The organism is Arthrobacter psychrolactophilus, from assembly GCF_003219795.1.
Lineage (GTDB): Bacteria > Actinomycetota > Actinomycetes > Actinomycetales > Micrococcaceae > Specibacter > Specibacter psychrolactophilus.
The window spans coordinates 483,661-501,579 of record NZ_QJVC01000001.1; the positions used below are offsets into that span (position 1 = coordinate 483,661).

The 17,919-nt window shown below is 59.4% G+C and carries 25 protein-coding genes; all 25 read left to right on the forward strand.

Annotation, left to right across the window (positions count from 1 at the left end; translation table 11 throughout):
• Position 1 precedes the first annotated feature (1 nt).
• The 25 genes from rplX to rpsI all read left to right on the forward strand — a co-directional run bounded on the left by rplX (position 2) and on the right by rpsI (position 17,677).
• Positions 2-364, forward strand: a complete 363-nt coding sequence (gene rplX, locus CVS30_RS02275) for a 50S ribosomal protein L24 (protein WP_110483674.1) — start codon at positions 2-4, stop codon at positions 362-364.
• A complete protein-coding gene (gene rplE / locus CVS30_RS02280) occupies positions 361-945 on the forward strand; it encodes a 50S ribosomal protein L5 (protein WP_110483675.1) in 585 nt (194 codons plus the stop codon). Before rplX ends, rplE begins: the two co-directional genes overlap by 4 nt.
• Before the next feature lie 103 nt (positions 946-1,048).
• Positions 1,049-1,447 (forward strand): 30S ribosomal protein S8, encoded by a 399-nt coding sequence (gene rpsH, locus CVS30_RS02285; RefSeq protein WP_110483676.1) that lies wholly within the window; start codon positions 1,049-1,051, stop codon positions 1,445-1,447.
• A 23-nt stretch (positions 1,448-1,470) separates the two neighbouring features.
• On the forward strand, positions 1,471-2,007 hold the full coding sequence (gene rplF, locus CVS30_RS02290; protein WP_110483677.1) for a 50S ribosomal protein L6: 537 nt from the start codon (positions 1,471-1,473) through the stop codon (positions 2,005-2,007).
• Between the two features lie 2 nt (positions 2,008-2,009).
• A complete protein-coding gene (rplR, locus tag CVS30_RS02295; RefSeq protein ID WP_110483678.1) occupies positions 2,010-2,381 on the forward strand; it encodes a 50S ribosomal protein L18 in 372 nt (123 codons plus the stop codon).
• Between the two features lie 26 nt (positions 2,382-2,407).
• The gene (gene rpsE, locus CVS30_RS02300) at positions 2,408-3,091 is read left to right on the forward strand and encodes a 30S ribosomal protein S5 (protein ID WP_181419657.1); all 684 of its coding nucleotides are present in this window, start codon (positions 2,408-2,410) and stop codon (positions 3,089-3,091) included.
• The gene (gene rpmD / locus CVS30_RS02305) at positions 3,091-3,303 is read left to right on the forward strand and encodes a 50S ribosomal protein L30 (RefSeq protein ID WP_110483680.1); all 213 of its coding nucleotides are present in this window, start codon (positions 3,091-3,093) and stop codon (positions 3,301-3,303) included. The genes rpsE and rpmD overlap by 1 nt, the downstream gene beginning before the upstream one ends.
• Position 3,304: 1 nt before the next feature.
• Complete coding sequence (gene rplO, locus CVS30_RS02310) at positions 3,305-3,781, forward strand: 50S ribosomal protein L15 (RefSeq protein WP_110483681.1); 477 nt, start codon at positions 3,305-3,307, stop codon at positions 3,779-3,781.
• Positions 3,782-4,001: 220 nt separating this feature from the next.
• Positions 4,002-5,327: a preprotein translocase subunit SecY gene (gene secY / locus CVS30_RS02315; protein ID WP_110483682.1), complete on the forward strand. Its 1,326-nt coding sequence runs from the start codon at positions 4,002-4,004 to the stop codon at positions 5,325-5,327.
• A 5-nt stretch (positions 5,328-5,332) separates the two neighbouring features.
• Positions 5,333-5,893, forward strand: coding sequence for an adenylate kinase (locus CVS30_RS02320; protein WP_181419665.1), 561 nt, complete (start codon positions 5,333-5,335; stop codon positions 5,891-5,893).
• A 120-nt stretch (positions 5,894-6,013) separates the two neighbouring features.
• The gene (gene map / locus CVS30_RS02325; protein WP_110483684.1) at positions 6,014-6,847 is read left to right on the forward strand and encodes a type I methionyl aminopeptidase; all 834 of its coding nucleotides are present in this window, start codon (positions 6,014-6,016) and stop codon (positions 6,845-6,847) included.
• Between the two features lie 224 nt (positions 6,848-7,071).
• Positions 7,072-7,839, forward strand: coding sequence for a glycerophosphodiester phosphodiesterase (locus tag CVS30_RS02330; RefSeq protein WP_110483685.1), 768 nt, complete (start codon positions 7,072-7,074; stop codon positions 7,837-7,839).
• A gap of 3 nt (positions 7,840-7,842) precedes the next feature.
• Positions 7,843-8,754 (forward strand): carbohydrate ABC transporter permease, encoded by a 912-nt coding sequence (locus CVS30_RS02335; RefSeq protein ID WP_110483686.1) that lies wholly within the window; start codon positions 7,843-7,845, stop codon positions 8,752-8,754.
• Positions 8,754-9,641 carry a carbohydrate ABC transporter permease gene (locus CVS30_RS02340; protein ID WP_110483687.1) on the forward strand — a complete coding sequence of 296 codons (888 nt, stop codon included), beginning with the start codon at positions 8,754-8,756 and terminating at the stop codon, positions 9,639-9,641. Before CVS30_RS02335 ends, CVS30_RS02340 begins: the two co-directional genes overlap by 1 nt.
• A gap of 48 nt (positions 9,642-9,689) precedes the next feature.
• Entirely contained in the window at positions 9,690-11,045 is a 1,356-nt protein-coding gene (locus CVS30_RS02345) for an ABC transporter substrate-binding protein (protein WP_110483688.1), read from the forward strand.
• A gap of 76 nt (positions 11,046-11,121) precedes the next feature.
• Positions 11,122-12,105: a P1 family peptidase gene (locus CVS30_RS02350; RefSeq protein ID WP_110483689.1), complete on the forward strand. Its 984-nt coding sequence runs from the start codon at positions 11,122-11,124 to the stop codon at positions 12,103-12,105.
• 160 nt (positions 12,106-12,265) lie between these two features.
• On the forward strand, positions 12,266-12,487 hold the full coding sequence (gene infA / locus CVS30_RS02355; protein ID WP_009358723.1) for a translation initiation factor IF-1: 222 nt from the start codon (positions 12,266-12,268) through the stop codon (positions 12,485-12,487).
• A gap of 29 nt (positions 12,488-12,516) precedes the next feature.
• Complete coding sequence (gene rpmJ / locus CVS30_RS02360) at positions 12,517-12,630, forward strand: 50S ribosomal protein L36 (RefSeq protein ID WP_011775570.1); 114 nt, start codon at positions 12,517-12,519, stop codon at positions 12,628-12,630.
• A gap of 192 nt (positions 12,631-12,822) precedes the next feature.
• Entirely contained in the window at positions 12,823-13,200 is a 378-nt protein-coding gene (gene rpsM / locus CVS30_RS02365) for a 30S ribosomal protein S13 (RefSeq protein WP_044576485.1), read from the forward strand.
• 111 nt (positions 13,201-13,311) lie between these two features.
• Complete coding sequence (rpsK, locus tag CVS30_RS02370) at positions 13,312-13,713, forward strand: 30S ribosomal protein S11 (protein WP_038464649.1); 402 nt, start codon at positions 13,312-13,314, stop codon at positions 13,711-13,713.
• A 132-nt stretch (positions 13,714-13,845) separates the two neighbouring features.
• Positions 13,846-14,856 (forward strand): DNA-directed RNA polymerase subunit alpha, encoded by a 1,011-nt coding sequence (locus CVS30_RS02375; RefSeq protein WP_110483690.1) that lies wholly within the window; start codon positions 13,846-13,848, stop codon positions 14,854-14,856.
• Between the two features lie 84 nt (positions 14,857-14,940).
• A complete protein-coding gene (gene rplQ / locus CVS30_RS02380) occupies positions 14,941-15,420 on the forward strand; it encodes a 50S ribosomal protein L17 (protein ID WP_110483691.1) in 480 nt (159 codons plus the stop codon).
• A 105-nt stretch (positions 15,421-15,525) separates the two neighbouring features.
• Entirely contained in the window at positions 15,526-16,428 is a 903-nt protein-coding gene (gene truA, locus CVS30_RS02385) for a tRNA pseudouridine(38-40) synthase TruA (RefSeq protein WP_181419658.1), read from the forward strand.
• A 256-nt stretch (positions 16,429-16,684) separates the two neighbouring features.
• Entirely contained in the window at positions 16,685-17,128 is a 444-nt protein-coding gene (rplM, locus tag CVS30_RS02390) for a 50S ribosomal protein L13 (protein ID WP_110483692.1), read from the forward strand.
• A gap of 36 nt (positions 17,129-17,164) precedes the next feature.
• The gene (rpsI, locus tag CVS30_RS02395; protein WP_110483693.1) at positions 17,165-17,677 is read left to right on the forward strand and encodes a 30S ribosomal protein S9; all 513 of its coding nucleotides are present in this window, start codon (positions 17,165-17,167) and stop codon (positions 17,675-17,677) included.
• Positions 17,678-17,919 lie beyond the last annotated feature (242 nt).

Below are 17,919 nucleotides of genomic sequence, written 5' to 3' on the forward strand. Positions count from 1 at the left end.
TATGGCAAAGATCAAGAAGGGTGACCTGGTTCAGGTCATCACAGGCGCCAAGGCTGAACGTGGCGGCGACCGTGGCAAGCAGGGCACCGTCCTGAAGGTCTACACCGAAACCAACCGCGTGTTGGTTGAGGGCGTAAACCGCGTCACCAAGCACACCAAGGCCGGTCAGACGGAACGTGGCACCAACACTGGTGGCATTGAAATCGTCGAAGCACCTATTCACATCTCCAACGTTGCAGTAGTGGACCCGTCCACGAAGAAGCCGACCCGCGTTGGCTACCGCATCGAAACCGTTGAGCGCGATGGCCGCGAGCGTCAGGTACGCATTCGCTTCGCCAAGACCTCGGGGAAGGATCTGGCATGAGCGCCGTAGCTACAGAGAACGCACCCAAGATCACACCTCGCCTGAAGACCCGCTACGCAGCGGAAATCAAGGCTGGTTTGGTTGAGGAGTTCAAGTACTCAAACGTCAACCAGGTTCCGCGCTTGGTCAAGGTCGTTGTCAACATGGGTGTTGGAGATGCCGCTAAGGACTCCAAGCTCATTGACCACGCCGTCCGTGACCTCACCGCCATCACCGGTCAGAAGCCTCAGGTAACTAAGGCTCGCAAGTCGATCGCTCAGTTCAAGCTGCGCGAAGGCATGCCGATCGGTTGCCACGCAACTCTGCGTGGAGATCGCATGTGGGAATTCCTGGACCGCTTGGTCACGCTGGCTCTGCCCCGTATCCGCGACTTCCGCGGCCTCAGTGGCAAGCAGTTTGACGGCAACGGTAACTACACCTTCGGTCTGACCGAACAGGTTATGTTCCACGAGATCGATCAGGATTCCATTGACCGCCCCCGCGGTATGGACATCACTGTCGTGACCACAGCCAAGACCGATGACGAAGGCCGCGCGCTGCTTAAGGCGCTTGGCTTCCCGTTCAAATCCGAAGATAAATAATCTACGTAAAAGGTCCGTTCTGCGGGTACCCGGCGTTGAAATCTAATTTTCACGCTGTGGAGCCACGCGAAGGAAACCGTTACGAGGAAGGGCAAGCGCCCAAATGACAATGACAGATCCTGTCGCAGACATGCTTACGCGTCTGCGCAACGCAAACTCGGCACACCACGAAACCGTGTCCATGCCGTTTAGCAAGCTTAAGGGCCACATCGCCGACATCCTCAAGGCACAGGGTTACATCTCTGCCTGGAAGGTTGAAGACGCTGAGGTTGGCAAGAAGCTGACCATCGACTTGAAGTACGGCCCCGCACGTGAGCGTTCAATCGCTGGCCTGCGCCGTATCTCCAAGCCCGGACTGCGCGTTTACGCAAAGTCCACGAACCTCCCCAACGTTTTGGGTGGGTTGGGTGTCGCTATCCTGTCGACGTCTTCAGGTCTGCTGACCGACCGTCAGGCTGCCAAGAAGGGCGTGGGTGGGGAAGTCCTCGCCTACGTCTGGTAGTAGAGAGAGAAGGGAAAGAACTTATGTCACGTATTGGACGTCTCCCCATCTCCGTGCCTGCCGGCGTAGAGGTTAAGATTGAAGACAGCCTTGTTTCCGTCAAGGGCCCGAAGGGAACGCTGGAACTCACCATCGCCAGCCCCATCACGGCAGTCCTCGAAGAAAACATCATCACGGTTAGCCGCCCCAACGATGAGCGCGCCTCGCGTTCACTCCACGGCCTGACTCGTACCCTCATTGAGAACCTGATCATCGGTGTCACTGCGGGCTACGAGAAGAAGCTGGAAATCGTTGGTACCGGTTACCGCGTAGTAGCCAAGGGCAAGGACCTTGAGTTCGCTCTCGGCTTCAGCCACCCGGTCCTCATTGAGGCCCCTGAGGGCATCACACTGACCGTAGAGAGCCCCACAAAGCTCTCCGTGTCAGGTAATAGCAAGCAGCAGGTGGGCGAAGTTGCTGCCAACATCCGCAAGCTGCGCAAGCCCGACCCGTACAAGGGTAAGGGCGTTCGCTACGCTGGCGAGATCATCCGCCGCAAGGTCGGAAAGGCTGGTAAGTAACCATGGCACTATCCGTACGAGGAAAGTCCAAGTCCGCAGCACGCGGCCGTCGTCACCTGCGTGTACGTAAGCGCGTTAGCGGAACGACTGTGCGCCCGCGCCTTGTCGTTAACCGTTCAGCACGCCACGTATTCGTTCAGGTCATTGATGACACTCAGGGTCTGACCCTGGTATCTGCATCGACCCTGGAAGCAGACATGCGCGCATTTGACGGTGACAAGACCGCCAAGGCAAAGCGTATTGGTGAGCTCGTTGCCGAGCGCGCCAAGGCTGCAGGCATCGAAGCTGTTGTCTTCGACCGCGGCGGTAACCGCTACCACGGCCGTGTTGCAGCTATCGCTGACGGCGCACGTGAAGGCGGTCTGGCACTGTGACCGAAAACATCAACAAGGAGAACACTGTGTCAGAAGCAACTGCAGCTGACGGTGCAACCGCGAAGACTGAAACTGCTGCAGGCGCCGATAACGCCCGTGGCCGTGGCGGTCGCGACGGTGCTCGTGGAGGCCGCGAAGGCGGTCGCGACGGCGGCCGTGGCCGTGGCGGTCGTGACGGTGGACGCGAGGCTGAGAAGAGCCAGTTCATCGAGCGCGTTGTCAACATCAACCGCGTTGCCAAGGTTGTCAAGGGTGGTCGTCGCTTCAGCTTCACCGCTCTGGTAATCGTCGGTGACGGCAACGGTCTCGTTGGCGTTGGCTACGGCAAGGCTAAGGAAGTTCCTGCCGCTATCGCTAAGGGTGTAGAAGAAGCTAAGAAGTCCTTCTTCCGCGTTCCGCTGATCGGCAAGACCATCCCGCACCGCGTCCAGGGTGAGGCTGCTGCAGGCGTTGTTCTGCTGCGTCCGGCTGCCGCTGGTACCGGAGTTATCGCCGGTGGCCCGGTTCGCGCAATCCTGGAATGCGTTGGCATCCACGATGTGCTGTCCAAGTCACTCGGTTCCTCAAACGCCATCAACATTGTTCACGCAACCGTTGCTGCATTGAAGGGCCTGGAAGATCCTAAGGCTGTTGCGGCTCGCCGTGGCCTGCCTTTGGACGAAGTTGCTCCGGACGTGCTGTTGCGCAATATGCAAAAGGCAGGTCTGTAATGACTACACCGAAGAATGTTCAGGTTTCCGAAAAAAATCTGGAAATCACTCAGGTTAGGGGCGTCGTCGGCGCCAAGCAGTTCCAGAAGGACACCCTTCGTTCACTCGGCCTCAAGCGCATCGGTCACACCGTTGTTCGCTCGGCTGACGCTGTGACCGTTGGTATGGTCAACAAGGTTCCGCACCTGATCAAGGTTGAGGAGACGAAGTAAAGTGGCTGAGAAGACTACTGAAACTGTTGAAAAGCAGAATGCACTGAAGGTCCACCACTTGCGTCCCGCACCCGGCGCCAAGACGGCTAAAACCCGTGTTGGCCGTGGTGAAGGTTCTAAGGGTAAGACCGCCGGTCGCGGTACCAAGGGTACCAAGGCTCGCTACCAGGTTAAGGCTGGCTTTGCCGGCGGCCAGTTGCCGCTGCACATGCGCTTGCCGAAGCTGCGTGGCTTCAAGAACCCGTTCCGCGTTGAGTTCCAGGTTGTAAACCTGGACAAGCTGAACGAGCTCTTCCCCGAGGGTGGCGTTGTCACCGTCGAGACACTCGTTGAAAAGGGCGCCGTTCGCAAGAACCAGCCCGTGAAGGTGCTGGGCACCGGCGACTTGACCGTCAAGGTTGATGTTACCGCCCACGCATTCTCCTCCAGCGCAGTTGCCAAGATTGCTGCCGCAGGTGGAAGCACCGTCGAACTCTAAACGGTTCATAAATGCGCGCATTTAGCGACTAGACTCTTGGTGAGTGGAGCTCCGGTTCCGCTCACCAGGGGTCTTTCGTTTTATCCGGATGTTTCGGAAAGCTTGGATAATCCAAGATTGTTATCCGTCACAGTACCATTGCGAGCTAGATCACCCACTAGAATTATTCCTTGTGCTTCACATGAGAAGCCAACTTCATTACTAGACATCAGGAGGACGCTTGCTTACCGCATTTGGCCGCGCCTTTCGCACGCCTGATCTGCGACGCAAGTTGTTGTTCACGCTGGGAATTATTGCCATCTTCCGCATGGGTGCATTCATCCCATCGCCCGGAATTGATTACCGAAATGTCCAACAGTGCGTGAACGCCGCTGACACGAGCCAGGGTATCTACCAGCTGGTTAACTTGTTCAGTGGTGGCGCCTTGCTTCAGGTTTCCATTTTCGCGTTGGGAATCATGCCGTATATTACGGCCAGCATCATCGTCCAGCTTCTGCGTGTAGTGATTCCCCGTTTCCAGGAACTGCACCTCGAAGGAGCTCAGGGCCAGGCCAAGCTGACGCAGTACACGCGTTATTTGACCATCGCCCTGGGTCTGCTCAATGCCACCACCTTGGTGACTCTTGCTCGTTCAGGCCAACTCTTCGCTGGTTGTGGCGCCGCAGGTTCACCCGGCGCATTGATTCCGAACGACAGCATCATCACGATTCTGCTCCTGATCATCACATTGACGGCCGGTTCCGGTCTGATCATGTGGATGGGCGAGCTCGTCACGGAAAAGGGTGTCGGCAACGGCATGTCCTTGCTGATCTTCACGGCTATCGCCGCACAGTTCCCGACGTCCCTCGGAGCCATCTTGAAGACTCAGGGCTGGGGTACCTTCCTGACAGTCCTCGTGATCGGCTTGGTTGTCGTTGCTCTGGTTGTCTTCGTTGAGCAGTCACAACGCCGTGTTCCTGTTCAGTACGCCAAGCGTATGGTCGGTCGCCGCACCATGGGTGGCACCAGCACCTACATCCCGATCAAGGTGAATATGGCCGGTGTTATCCCGGTTATCTTCGCTTCCTCGATGCTGTACCTGCCGGCCTTGCTGGCACAGTTCGCCACACCGGCAAACAGCACCGATATCCCTGGCTGGGTCGAATGGATCAACAACTACCTCACGCGTGGAGATCACCCGATCTACATGCTGATGTATTTCCTCTTGGTCATTGGATTCACCTACTTCTACGTCGCGATCACCTTCAACCCTGAAGAGGTCTCCGACAACATGAAGAAGTACGGCGGCTTCATTCCCGGTATCCGTGCCGGCCGCCCCACCCAGGATTACTTGCAGTACGTTATTTCGCGCATCACCCTGCCGGGTGCTCTCTACCTGGCGTTTGTCGCCTTGATTCCGCTCATCGCCTTGGTCGTGGTTGGCGCCAACCAGAACTTCCCATTCGGTGGCACCTCGATCTTGATCATTGTTGGTGTTGGTTTGGAGACCGTCAAGCAGATTGATGCGCAACTCCAGCAGCGCCACTATGAAGGGTTATTGCGATGACAAGAATGCTGATCATTGGACCTCCCGGTTCGGGTAAAGGTACACAGGCAGAACGAATCGTTGGAGAGCTTGGGATCATTGCCATCTCCACCGGCGATATCTTCCGTGCCAACGTTAAGGGCGAAACCCCCTTGGGTCTGGAAGCAAAGAAGTACATGGACAACGGTGACTTCGTTCCGGACAGCGTCACGAACCGCATGGTTCGCGATCGCCTCGCCCAGAGCGATGTAGCCGAGGGCTTCCTCTTGGACGGGTACCCGCGTACCTCCTCCCAAGTTGACGAGCTGGACGATATCCTGGGCAGCGCTGGCGTGAGCTTGGACATCGTCTTGCAGCTGACGGCCGACGACGAAGAACTCGTCAAGCGCTTGTTGGGCCGCGCACTCGAGACAGGTCGCAGCGATGACACGGAAACCGTCATCCGCCACCGCCTGGATCTCTACCGTGAACAAACCGAGGTTGTAGTGTCCCGCTATGCGGAGCGCGGCATTTTGGCCAAGGTTGACGGTCTCGGTGAGATGGACGCTGTTACGGCACGCATCATGGACGCCATCAAAGGCGCCTAGACCGCCTAGCTAGTCATAAGTAGTATCAACGGCACCGCATGGTGCCGGGTTGTGAAGGAGGGCTCCTTCCCGCAGTATCGGGGAGGAGCCCTCTATCATTTTTGAGGAAAAGGACTCGTCATGGCATTTGGCCAGCAGAAAATTGAATACAAAACCATCGACCAAATGCGCATCATGCGCCGCAGCGGCCTGATCCTGGATGCTGCCCTGAACGCGACAGTTGCCGCCGTCGCACCCGGAGTGACTACAGCCGAGCTGGATGCAGTCTTCGCCGCCGAGATCAAGAAGGCCGGAGCCACCTCCAACTTCCTCGGCTACTATGATTTCCCCGCCACGATTTGCACCTCCGTCAATGAGGAAGTTGTGCACGGCATCCCCGGCTCACGCGTCCTGAAGCCCGGAGACCTCGTCTCGATCGACGGCGGCGCCATTGTCGAAGGCTGGCACTCCGACTCCGCCCGCAGCGTGATCGTTGGCGGAGCCGAGCATGAGGATCCGGCAGACCGTCGACTCAGCGACATCACCGAGGAATGCATGTGGGCCGGTATCGCCGCCATGGCCAATGGCAAGTACGTTGGCGATATTGGTGACGCCATCGACGAGTACGTGACCTCACAGCCCGGCCAGGAGCTCGGCATCCTCGAGGACTATGTTGGCCACGGCATCGGGTCGTCCATGCACATGGCTCCGGACGTCTTGAACTACGCCTCCAAGCACCGCGGCCCCAAGCTGAAGGCCGGCATGTGCCTCGCGATCGAACCCATGCTGGTTCGCGGCGGGCTCGACACCATCACGCTGCAGGACAACTGGACCGTTGTCACGGCCGACAAGGCCCGCGCCGCACACTGGGAACACTCCGTGGCCTTCCACGCTAACGGCATTATCGTCCTCACCGCGGCCGACGGCGGAGCGGCGCGACTTGCGCCGTATGGCGTCACTCCCGTGGAGCTCTAAAGCTTCTCTCATATAGCCCGCAGTTCGCGGCCGAGATCAATGATTTCGGCCGCGGAGTGCGGGCTATTTGTGTTTCGGAGCAACTATTTAAGCGGTGTTTGCCTGCCGTCCATCTTGCCGCCACCAGAACACGAAGTGCGATCCGTAGCTTTGTTCTTGAAACCGATGGGCCCACGCCAAGACGCGTAGCGCCCCTTTCGAGAACAATCCCTGAGGATCGCACCATGCACATTTATGCCCATCGCGGAGCATCTGCCCACCTGCCGGAGAACACCCTTGTCGCGTTCTCTCGCGCCATCGAATTAGGTGTGAGCGGCATTGAATTAGACGTCCATCTCTCCGCCGATCAGATTCCTGTTGTGATTCACGACGAGACCGCTGACCGGACCACCAACGGCACCGGCAGCATCTCAGAGTTCACGGCTCGGCAGCTGGGTCTTTTGGACGCCGGCAGCGGCCAGTATGTGCCGACACTCGCCCAGGTGCTGACCCTCGCCGCGGGGAAAGTCCGGGTCAACATTGAACTCAAGGACGCGGCGGCGGTGGCCCCCGTGGCCGACGTCGTCGCCAGCATCCCCGGGCTGGATTGGTTCGCCTCCTCGGCCGACTGGAACGCTCTGGCCGAACTGGGCCAGAGGGTTCCCGGCGCCAAGGTCTACCCCCTGTGCATCGGCGCCATCGAAAAGGTCCGGAGCCTCTTGCCGGATGATTCCGACGGCGGATCCTTCGCCGGGCGCGGTCTGGCCGACGCCATTGCTTTTGCCCTCAGCAACGGCGGCGAAGGCGTCTCCATCTGGGAAGGCGGCCTGGACGAGGCTGACATCCAAACCATTCACGACGCCGGACTCCAGGCTTGGGTATGGACCGTCAACGATGCGGAGCGCACCTGCGAACTTCGCGCCATGGGTGCCGACGGCATCTGCACCGACGATCCCGCCCTCATCCAGGAATCTGAGCGTGAGGCTGCAGCCTCGAGCTTGGTGGGACGCTAAACCATGTCGACAATGACACCTCCGGTGGTGATGCGAAAGCGTCGGACACCGTGGAAGTCGTGGCTGCTGTTCCTCTTGTTCGCCGGCCCCAACGTGGCCCTGTTGATTATCTTCACCTACAAGCCGCTCATCCAGTCACTGCAGTATTCGCTGCTGCAGTGGAACATCGGTTCGGCGACGGCCCGTTTTGTGGGCTTGAGCAACTACAGCAACTGGTTCACCGATCCCACCACCGCCAACGTCGTCAAGGTGACCGTCATCTTCACCCTCGTCACCGTGGCGGGCGGCATGGTGCTGGGTCTATCGTTGGCGCTGCTGCTGAATCGAAAGTTGCGCGGCACAGGCATGGCCCGCACGGTCGTTGTCGCGCCCTATGTTTTGTCCGGAGTCGCCGTCGGACTTTTATGGCTCTTTGTCTTCGACCCGAACTTTGGGGTGTTGGGCGCCGTCCTGAAGGGGATCGGGCTCGGCTCACCGGATTGGTACAACGACCCAAGCTGGGCGCTGCCCATGATCATCATCGTGTACTTGTGGAAAAACGTGGGCTACGTGGCCCTGATTTACTTAGCCGCGCTCCAAGCAGTGCCGAAGGATCTGCTCGAGGCTGCCACGCTCGACGGCGCCGGCCCCTTTGCCTCATTCCGTAATGTGATGCTGCCCCTGCTGGGCCCCACCACCTTCTTCCTCTCGGTCACAACGCTATTGAGCTCCCTGCAGTCCTTCGACATCATCCAGGCCATGACCAAGGGCGGACCGCTCGAGGGCACCACCACCATGATGTACCAGATCTATCAAGAGGGCTTCGCTACCGGGCGGGCCGGATACTCTTCCGCGATCGCCACGATCCTGTTCCTCGTGCTTCTGGTGATCACCGCGGTCCAGATGCTGTTCATTCAAAAGAAGGTCCACTACTAATGAGCGTCGATGTGAGAGAGAAAATCGCTGTGACGCCACCAGCGGTGCCCATGACAACGGGGAAGAAGCACGGCAGGCCCCGGCTTGGTGGCTACCTCATGATGGCGGTCGCCGTCGCTGTCATGATCCTGCCCCTTGTCTGGATGATGCTGGCCAGCTTCAAACAGCGCGATGAGATTTACACGGTTCCCATCCAATGGCTGCCCGAGTCCTTCGAACTGTCCAACTACTTTGCCGCCCTGGCCGCCGTGCCTTTTGGGAACTTCTTCATCAACTCCCTGATCACGACGGTCGTTGGGGCCACGCTGAAAATCTCCCTGGGCCTGACGACCGCCTACGCCGTGGTCTTTCTGGAATTTCCCTTCAAGAAGTTCATTTTTGGCCTAGTGGTCTTTGCCCTGCTCGTCCCTCAGCAGATCGTCATCATCCCCAACTACACGCTGGTGTCTGACCTTGGCTGGATCAATAGTTACCAGGGGCTGATCCTCCCGGGGCTCGCCAGCGCCTTCGGCACCTTCTTGTTCCGCCAGCACTTCCTGACCCTGCCGATCTCCATTTTGGAGGCGGCAGCGCTCGACGGCGCGAGCCACTGGACCCGCTTGTGGAAATTCGTGGTCCCCATCTCGGCGCCCACGATCGCCGCGGTGGCCCTCGTCTCGATCGTCTCGGAATGGAACGAGTACCTATGGCCCCTGTTGGTCGTGGACAAGGCCGAGATGATGACCCTCCCCGTGGGCCTGACACTTCTGCAAAACAACGACGGCGTGACTAACTGGGGCGTGCTCATGGCAGGCACCGTGTTGATCACCGTTCCCGTCCTGATTGTCTTCTTCCTGCTCCAGCGCCGCATCGTCACCGGGCTCACCTCCGGTGCCGTGACCGGCTAATACACCATCCTTAACTGCTCAACCCTTCACCTCTTCAAGGAGCTACGTATGTCTACTTCACCGTTTGCCAACCTCAGCCGCCGACAGATTCTCCAGCTGGCCGCCCTCATGGGTGGCGCGGCGACCCTCGCCGCGTGTGGGGGACCAGCCGTCGGCGAGGCTGGGGGAGCAGCAAGTGAGCAGGCCACCGACTGGGCCTCCGTCACCCCCGCCAAGGAGATCACGTGGTGGTCCAACCACCCCGGCACGAGCAAAGATCTGGAAAGCAAGATCATCGAGGACTTTGCCAAGGAGACCGGCATCAAGGTCAACCTCGTCACGGCCGGCGCGAACTATGACGAGGTCGCCCAGAAGTTCCAGGCCGCAGCGGGCTCCAGCAATGTGCCGGACCTGGTCATTGCCAGCGATGTGTGGTGGTTCCGCTACATGATCAATGGCCAAATTCTGCCTCTTGACAAGCTGGCCGCGCACCTGGACTTCGGCACGGATGACTTCAATAAGACGCTGTACAACGACTACGAATTCTCCAACTCGCACTGGGCCGTTCCGTATGCGCGCTCCACCCCGTTGTTTTACTACAACAAGGCTGTGTGGGAGAAGGCTGGCCTGCCGGATCGTGCGCCCAAGACGTGGACCGAATTTGATGAGTGGGCTCCCAAGATCCAGGCCGCCGGGGGCGTCACGCCCTTGGGCCTGGGCAAGGGCAACTCCTGGACCGCCTGGTGGTTCTGCAATATGTTGTGGGGCGCCGGCGGCGCCTACTCCAAGGACTGGACCATGACACTGGATACGCCCGAGGCAATCGAGGCGGCCAAGTACCTGCAGAAGATCATTTACGACGACAAGAGCGCTGTCGTCACGGCCAAGGATCAGGTGGCCGATTTCGGTGCCGGCCTCACGGGCTGCACGATTGCCTCGACGGGTTCCCTCACGGGCATCATCGCTGCCGCCAAGTTCGGCATCGGCACCGGCTTCCTGCCGGAAGGTGCCAAGGGTGCTGCCTGCCCCACTGGCGGTACCGGCCTGGCCATCCCGGCCAGCAAGAGCCCCGAGCAGCAGCTGGCCGCCGGCATGTTCCTGAAGTTCCTCACGAACGCAAAGAACACGGCCTACTTCTCCTCTAACACCGGGTACATGCCGGTACGCACCTCGGCGCTGGAGGGCGAGACCATGCAGGCCGTCTACGCCAAGACGCCGCAGTTCCGTACGGCTGTGGACCAGCTAGCCGGAACCCGGGTGCAGGACTGGGGTCGGGTCTTCGTGCCCAACGGCGACAAGGACCTGACCACGGCACTGGAGAAGATCATGCTGCAGAAGGGCGACCCGGCCGAGGCTTTCGCCACGGCGTCGACCTCCATCGCCAAGTCCTACGAGGAAAACGTCAAGCCCTACCTCAAGGCATAGCGAAGACCGGGGGAGCCGGACATAATCGAGGGAGTAGCTACCTCGTGACCTGTCCGTTGACCCTAGGAGTCCCACCATGGCGCAGCAACACCCTGTCCCGCCCCAGTCCACACCGCACGGTTCCATCACGGACGTGCCGGGGATTCGGGTGGGACAGGCGCAGCGCAGGGGCAACGGCTGGCTGAGCGGGGTCACGGTGGTGGTGCCGCCGCCGGGGACGATCGGATCTGTCGACGTCCGCGGCGGCGGCCCCGGCACACACGAGACCGACGCGCTGGATCCCACAACACTCGTCCCCACGGTGGACGCCGTGGTACTCACGGGCGGTAGCGCTTATGGCCTAGCATCCGCGAGTGGGGTGCAGCGGTGGTGTGAGGAAAACTCTCGTGGATTCCCTGTCCCGGGTGGCGTGGTCCCGATCGTGCCAGCCGCGGCGATCTTTGATCTGGGCCGCGGCGGGGACTTTGCCGCCAGACCCGACGCCGATCTGGGGTACGAGGCGGCCCTGGCCGCTGCCGCCACCACCGAGGGGTCCGCCGTCGAACGAGGAAACGTGGGGGCAGGCACCGGGGCTGCCATCGGCGGCGGGAGATTCAAGGGTGGTCTGGGAACCGCATCGCTGAAGCTGAGCGGGGCAAATGCCGGGATCGTGGTGGGTGCCCTCGCGGTGGTCAACGCGGCCGGGATTCCGTGGCGTCCGGGTATCCAGGCGCCGACACCGGGGGAGGGGCTGAACACGACGCTCGTGGTTCTCGCGACGAATGCCGTTCTCACGGTGGCCGAGGCGAAGCGCACCTCCACGGCCGCCCACGCCGGCATGGCCCGGGCGCTGAACCCCGTGCACACCCTGGCCGACGGCGACACGATCTTTACACTCTCGACCGGCGCCGAGAATCTGGTGCGAGATCCAAAGATGCCCGTGGGGGCCATGATCGAGCTGCAAAGCGCCGCCGCAGAGGCCGTGCGACTGGCGATCGAGGACGGCATTGGTGCAGCCACCGCCGTGAGCACACCGGCAGGAAGCTGGCTGCCTTTTCCGGGCGTCGAGGAGTCGATTTAACTTATTTGCCGAATTGCACTAGAGTAGGTTGTTGGTTGTCTGTGCCTGCCCATTCGGCGGGATCATGCGGACAAACAATAATCAGTAGCAAATCGAACGCCGATCTGAATCGGTCCCTCAAGGGGCTGCCTACGTCGGCGCAACAAAGTTAGCGGAGGATATGGCCAAGAAAGACGGGGTCATTGAGATCGAGGGCGTTGTGACTGAAGCGCTGCCCAACGCGATGTTTCGTGTTGAGCTGACGAACAAGCACATCGTTCTTGCCCATATCTCAGGAAAAATGCGCCAGCACTACATTCGTATCCTTCCTGAGGACCGAGTTGTGGTGGAGCTGAGCCCGTACGACCTTACCCGTGGTCGTATCGTCTACCGCTACAAATAACCACAACTGCAATCACGCAAAGGAATGCCATGAAGGTCAAGCCGAGCGTCAAGCAGATCTGCGATAAGTGCAAGGTGATTCGCCGTAACGGTCGAGTCATGGTGATCTGCGAGAACCCGCGCCACAAGCAGCGTCAGGGCTAATTCTTCCTCATTTGAGGTAGGACCCCGGGCAGTTGCTCACGCAAGTAAATTAATAAGGCAGCACAAGTTGGACGAAGGCGGAGCAATCCGCAACCGAGCCAATGGACCCCTGGTCGGAGGCCAGGGCCGCATCTATAAAATATGCGGGTGTACTGTCTACGACCTCCGGTTTACACATAGGAGAAGCCAAATATGGCACGTCTCGCTGGCGTAGACCTTCCCCGCGAAAAGCGGTTGGAAGTAGCGCTTACATACATCTACGGCGTGGGCAAGACCCGTGCAAAGAATGTCCTGGCCGAAACGGGTATTTCCCCGGACGTCCGTGTCAAGGACCTTTCTGACGCTGAACTCGTTCAGTTGCGTGACAACATCGAGGGTAACTACAAGGTTGAGGGTGACCTTCGCCGCGAGGTTGCAGCCGACATTCGCCGCAAGGTTGAAATCGGTAGCTACCAGGGTATCCGCCACCGTCGTGGCATGCCCGTGCATGGCCAGCGCACGAAGACCAACGCACGTACCCGCAAGGGTCCGAAGCGTACCGTCGCAGGCAAGAAGAAGGCCGGCAAGTAAAAAACCCGCTAGCCGGATTGAAAACAGCTTTAGAGCTATTTTCGACACTCTGGCACGCGTGGGTTTTGAGCTTATGCCGACCCCTCATTAAAACTTTCGTAGGAGAATAAAATGCCCCCAAAGACTCGGGGCGCGGTTCGTAAGCCGCGTCGCAAGGATAAAAAGAATATTGCGCTGGGCCAGGCGCACATTAAGAGCACCTTTAACAACACCATCGTTTCCATCACGGATCCGAACGGTGCTGTCATCTCATGGGCTTCTGCCGGTGAAGTTGGCTTCAAGGGCTCGCGTAAGTCAACTCCGTACGCTGCACAGATGGCTGCTGAAGCAGCTGCCAAGCGCGCACAGGAGCATGGCCTTCGCAAGGTTGACGTTTTCGTAAAGGGTCCGGGCTCGGGCCGCGAAACGGCTATCCGTTCGCTGCAGGCTGCTGGTCTTGAGGTTGGGTCCATCTCGGACGTAACCCCCAGCGCCCACAACGGTTGCCGTCCGCCCAAGCGCCGTCGCGTATAACGAGAATTACTGCTTGAGAGTTGGCCTCTACCAAAGGTGGGGGCCAACTCCGACGCCGTTAACTCTCGTCAGCCGTCATTTCCACTACCTGTGTTGCGTCATATAGCGGATGCTCGCTGAAAGGAAAACCCAGTGCTCATTGCACAGCGCCCCACCCTATCTGAAGAAGTAGTTTCCGAAAACCGTTCACGGTTCGTTATCGAACCGCTGGAACCGGGCTTTGGTTACACCCTGGGAAATTCCCTGCGTCGGACCTTGCTGTCCTCCATTCCTGGCGCTGCTGTCACCAGCATCCGCCTCGATGGTGTCCTGCATGAGTTCACCACGGTTCCCGGTGTTAAGGAAGATGTCACTGAGATCATCCTGAACATCAAGGGCCTCTCCGTGTCTTCGGAGCATGACGAGCCTGTCGTCGCCTACCTGCGCAAGCAGGGCCCTGGCGTTGTTACGGCTGCTGACATCGCTCCTCCGGCCGGTGTGGAATTCCACAACCCTGACATGCACATTGCCACGCTGAACTCGAAGGGCAAGTTCGAACTCGAACTGACCATCGAGCGCGGTCGCGGCTATGTGTCGGCTGCTCAGAACAAGAACGTAGAACAGGAAATTGGCCGTATCCCGGTTGACTCCATCTACTCACCCGTTCTGAAGGTGACCTTCCGCGTGGAAGCAACCCGTGTTGAACAGCGCACCGACTTTGACAAGCTCATCGTTGATGTTGAGACGAAGCAGGCTATCTCCCCGCGAGATGCCATCGCCTCCGCCGGCACCACGCTGGTTGAACTGTTCGGATTGGCCCGCGAGCTGAACACCGCGGCTGAAGGTATTGAGATTGGCCCGTCCCCGACGGATGCCGCTCTTGCCGCAGACATGGCACTGCCGATCGAGGATCTGGACCTGACGGTTCGTTCCTACAACTGCCTCAAGCGTGAGGGCATCCACTCCGTGGGTGAACTCGTTGCTCGCTCCGAGGCTGACCTGATGGACATTCGTAACTTCGGTGCGAAGTCCATTGACGAGGTAAAGGCAAAGCTGGTTGAACTAGGTCTTGCCCTGAAGGATTCCCCTCCAGGATTCGATCTGGCCGCTCGCGCCGCAGCCCTTGACGAGAACGACGACGCATACAGCGACGACGAACTCTAAGTTCGAACAACAATTTTTTTAGCCGGCTCCGCGGACACAAGTGATGTGTCCGCAGGGTTCGGCTGACACTTGAGGAGAAACACCATGCCTACACCCGCCAAGGGTCCCCGCCTCGGAGGCGGAGCGGCTCACGAGCGTTTGATGCTCGCGAACCTTTCCGCATCGCTCTTTGAGCACAAGCGGATCACCACCACCTTCACCAAGGCAAAGCGCCTGAGCCCCTACGCAGAGCGACTGGTAACTTTCGCAAAGCGTGGCGACTTGGCTTCACGCCGCCGCGTCCTCGGCCTGATCGCCGACAAGGGCATCGTTCACGAGCTGTTCACCGACATTGCCAAGGCAATGGAGAACCGCGACGGTGGCTACACGCGTATCACCAAGATCGGCAACCGTAAGGGCGACAACGCTCCTATGGCTGTTATCGAACTCGTTCTGGAACCGGTTAGCCCCAAGCAGGCCGTTGTGAAGGAAGCTACCGAAGCTGCTGTCAAGGCTGCTCCGGTTGAAGAAGTTCAGGTTGAAGAAGTAGTAGCTGAAGAAGCTGCTGCAGAAGAGACCAAGTAAGGCTTAAGCGAAAGCTTTAGTTTTGCCAAGAAGGACCCGTCGCCCCTTGTGGGAGGCGGGTCCTTCTGCATGCCCGGCCCCTGTGCGCCCGGTAGAATTGAGGTTATGCACAACCCCACGATGACCCCTGAATACCGCGGTCTGATCCGTGCCCGTCTGGACGTAGCGTACGACGGCGGACCCTACAGTGGGTGGGGAATCCAGCCAGTCGAGCGGACCGTCCAGGGAGTGATCGAACAGGCCCTGGCCGTCATCGTGCGGCGCCCCGTCAGGCTCACAGTCGCCGGGCGCACGGATGCCGGAGTCCATGCCCGCGGCCAGGTGGCCCACTTTGACCTCACCCCTGAAGAGTGGGACGGGCTGCGGCGCGGCCATGACGAGGTCCCCGAGGATTCCCTCAAGAGACGCCTCAACGGCGCTCTTGGCATGGTTTTACGCGAGCTGCGGGGCACCGTGCAGATCGTGGACGCCTCGAGGGCACCCCTGGGCTTTGACGCCCGATTCTCGGCCCTGTGGCGGCGCTATAGCTACCGCATCGCAGACGGCTCCACCTATAAGGATCCATTGCAGCGGGCCATCACCCTGTGGCACGAGCGCGATCTGGATGTAGCGCTCATGAACCAGGCGGCCACGCCCCTGCTCGGACTGCAGGATTTCCAGGCTTTTGCGAAGCCGCGGGAGGGTTCCACCACGGTGCGCACCCTGCAACGCTTTGAGTTTTTGCAGGACTCCGACGGTGTGATTAAGCTCAATATTCAGGCCGATGCGTTCTGCCACAATATGGTTCGAGCCTTGCTCGGAGCCTCCCTGCGAGTAGGGGAGGGGCAGGAGCGTCCCGAGTGGATGCACGAGCGATTAATCGCGGGAATCCGGGACGCCAAGTCTGTTTTGGCGGCTCCCCACCCACTCATTTTGGAGGAAGTTCACTATCCTCACGAGACCGAAATGCATGAGCGGGCCGTCCTGACCCGGACGCGCAGAGCCGTCCCGGCCGCCGTTTTAGATTAATTTTCTGTGCAAAGTGGATCCTCGCTTTGACCCGGCGGCAGTATTAAAGGTATCGTTGATAGTCGTTGTGCGTGTCCTATCTCGATACCACGCGCCCGCTTCAGGTCCGGTTGCAGGACTACCACTGAGCAGGCGTCATCGGGAAGTGTAAGGATGACTGGTGTTAGAGCCCTCACCTCTGTTCCGGTAAACGCATAGATAGCAGGTGTCAACCATCTGTGACACCACCTAAGAACAAGAAACGAAGGCAAAAACCGTGCGTACGTATACCCCGAAGCCCGGCGATATCAACCGTCAGTGGCACATCATTGATGCCAACGACGTTGTCTTGGGCCGTCTTGCCAGCCAGACCGCAACACTGCTGCGTGGAAAGCACAAGCCGACCTTCGCTCCCCATATGGATATGGGCGATTTCGTCATCATCATCAACGCCGAGAAGGTTGCCCTGACCGGCGCCAAGCTCGAACAGAAGCGCGCTTACCGCCACTCGGGTTTCCCGGGCGGTCTGTCCAGCGTGAACTATGCAGAACTGCTGGAGAAGAACCCGGTTCGCGCAGTGGAGAAGGCCGTAGCCGGCATGCTCCCCAAGACCAAGCTGGGCAACGCCCAGATCAGCAAGCTGAAGGTCTACCGCGGTGCTGAGCACCCGCACGCCGCTCAGCAGCCGCAGACGTTCGAAATCACCCAGGTCGCCCAGTAGTCCTGGCCACCAACCCAATATTTATCAAGGAGAATCGTGGCTCAGAATACTGAAGAGCTGAACACCGAAGCCGTTGTGGCTGAGGAAGAAGTTTTGACTAGCTACACGAGCGAAAGCTCAGCTGCTGAAGCAGCACCCAAGAAGGAACGCCCGGCACTGACCGTTTCAGGCGCTGCTGTTGGCCGTCGCAAGCAGGCAATTGCCCGCGTTCGCGTCGTACCCGGCACCGGTAAGTGGATCGTTAACGGCCGCGAACTGTCCAACTACTTCCCGAACAAGCTGCACCAGCAGGAAGTAAACGACCCGTTCCGCCTCCTCGACCTGGACGGCGCTTACGACGTTTGGGCCCGCATCCACGGTGGTGGCCCCTCCGGCCAGGCCGGTGCATTGCGTCTCGGTGTTGCTCGTTCCTTGAACGAGATCGATGCTGAGAACAACCGCGCCATCTTGAAGAAGGCAGGCTTCCTGACTCGTGACGCTCGCGTCATCGAGCGTAAGAAGGCTGGTCTTAAGAAGGCTCGTAAGGCTTCGCAGTACTCCAAGCGTTAATTTCTACGCTGTCAAAAACCCCGGTCGCTTGCGGCCGGGGTTTTTTGTGCCCTTTTCACGGTGCCGTCGCCGCCCGCAGCGGGCGCCGACGTGGTGTCTCTGAGGAGCGCAGGATGGGCAAAGCGCGTGGGGGAGTGGTTTGTGCATCGGATGATTTAGACTTGGTCTGATGTCAAGATTATTTGGAACAGACGGTGTCCGTGGTTTGGCTAATGGCCTGCTGACGGCTGAATTGGCTTTAT

Bases quoted from the DNA above. Each gene is read 5' to 3' on its own strand.
- rpsH (WP_110483676.1), top strand. From the start codon at position 1,049: ATGACAATGACAGATCCTGTCGCAGACATGCTTACGCGTCTGCGCAAC.
- CVS30_RS02320 (WP_181419665.1), top strand. From the start codon at position 5,333: ATGCTGATCATTGGACCTCCCGGTTCGGGTAAAGGTACACAGGCAGAA.
- map (WP_110483684.1), top strand. From the start codon at position 6,014: ATGGCATTTGGCCAGCAGAAAATTGAATACAAAACCATCGACCAAATG.
- rplQ (WP_110483691.1), top strand. From the start codon at position 14,941: ATGCCTACACCCGCCAAGGGTCCCCGCCTCGGAGGCGGAGCGGCTCAC.
- rplE (WP_110483675.1), top strand. From the start codon at position 361: ATGAGCGCCGTAGCTACAGAGAACGCACCCAAGATCACACCTCGCCTG.
- rplX (WP_110483674.1), top strand. From the start codon at position 2: ATGGCAAAGATCAAGAAGGGTGACCTGGTTCAGGTCATCACAGGCGCC.
- rpmD (WP_110483680.1), top strand. From the start codon at position 3,091: ATGACTACACCGAAGAATGTTCAGGTTTCCGAAAAAAATCTGGAAATC.
- CVS30_RS02335 (WP_110483686.1), top strand. From the start codon at position 7,843: ATGTCGACAATGACACCTCCGGTGGTGATGCGAAAGCGTCGGACACCG.
- infA (WP_009358723.1), top strand. From the start codon at position 12,266: ATGGCCAAGAAAGACGGGGTCATTGAGATCGAGGGCGTTGTGACTGAA.
- rpsM (WP_044576485.1), top strand. From the start codon at position 12,823: ATGGCACGTCTCGCTGGCGTAGACCTTCCCCGCGAAAAGCGGTTGGAA.
- rplR (WP_110483678.1), top strand. From the start codon at position 2,010: ATGGCACTATCCGTACGAGGAAAGTCCAAGTCCGCAGCACGCGGCCGT.
- rpmJ (WP_011775570.1), top strand. From the start codon at position 12,517: ATGAAGGTCAAGCCGAGCGTCAAGCAGATCTGCGATAAGTGCAAGGTG.
- rplF (WP_110483677.1), top strand. From the start codon at position 1,471: ATGTCACGTATTGGACGTCTCCCCATCTCCGTGCCTGCCGGCGTAGAG.
- truA (WP_181419658.1), top strand. From the start codon at position 15,526: ATGCACAACCCCACGATGACCCCTGAATACCGCGGTCTGATCCGTGCC.
- CVS30_RS02340 (WP_110483687.1), top strand. From the start codon at position 8,754: ATGAGCGTCGATGTGAGAGAGAAAATCGCTGTGACGCCACCAGCGGTG.
- CVS30_RS02330 (WP_110483685.1), top strand. From the start codon at position 7,072: ATGCACATTTATGCCCATCGCGGAGCATCTGCCCACCTGCCGGAGAAC.
- rpsK (WP_038464649.1), top strand. From the start codon at position 13,312: ATGCCCCCAAAGACTCGGGGCGCGGTTCGTAAGCCGCGTCGCAAGGAT.
- CVS30_RS02350 (WP_110483689.1), top strand. From the start codon at position 11,122: ATGGCGCAGCAACACCCTGTCCCGCCCCAGTCCACACCGCACGGTTCC.
- CVS30_RS02345 (WP_110483688.1), top strand. From the start codon at position 9,690: ATGTCTACTTCACCGTTTGCCAACCTCAGCCGCCGACAGATTCTCCAG.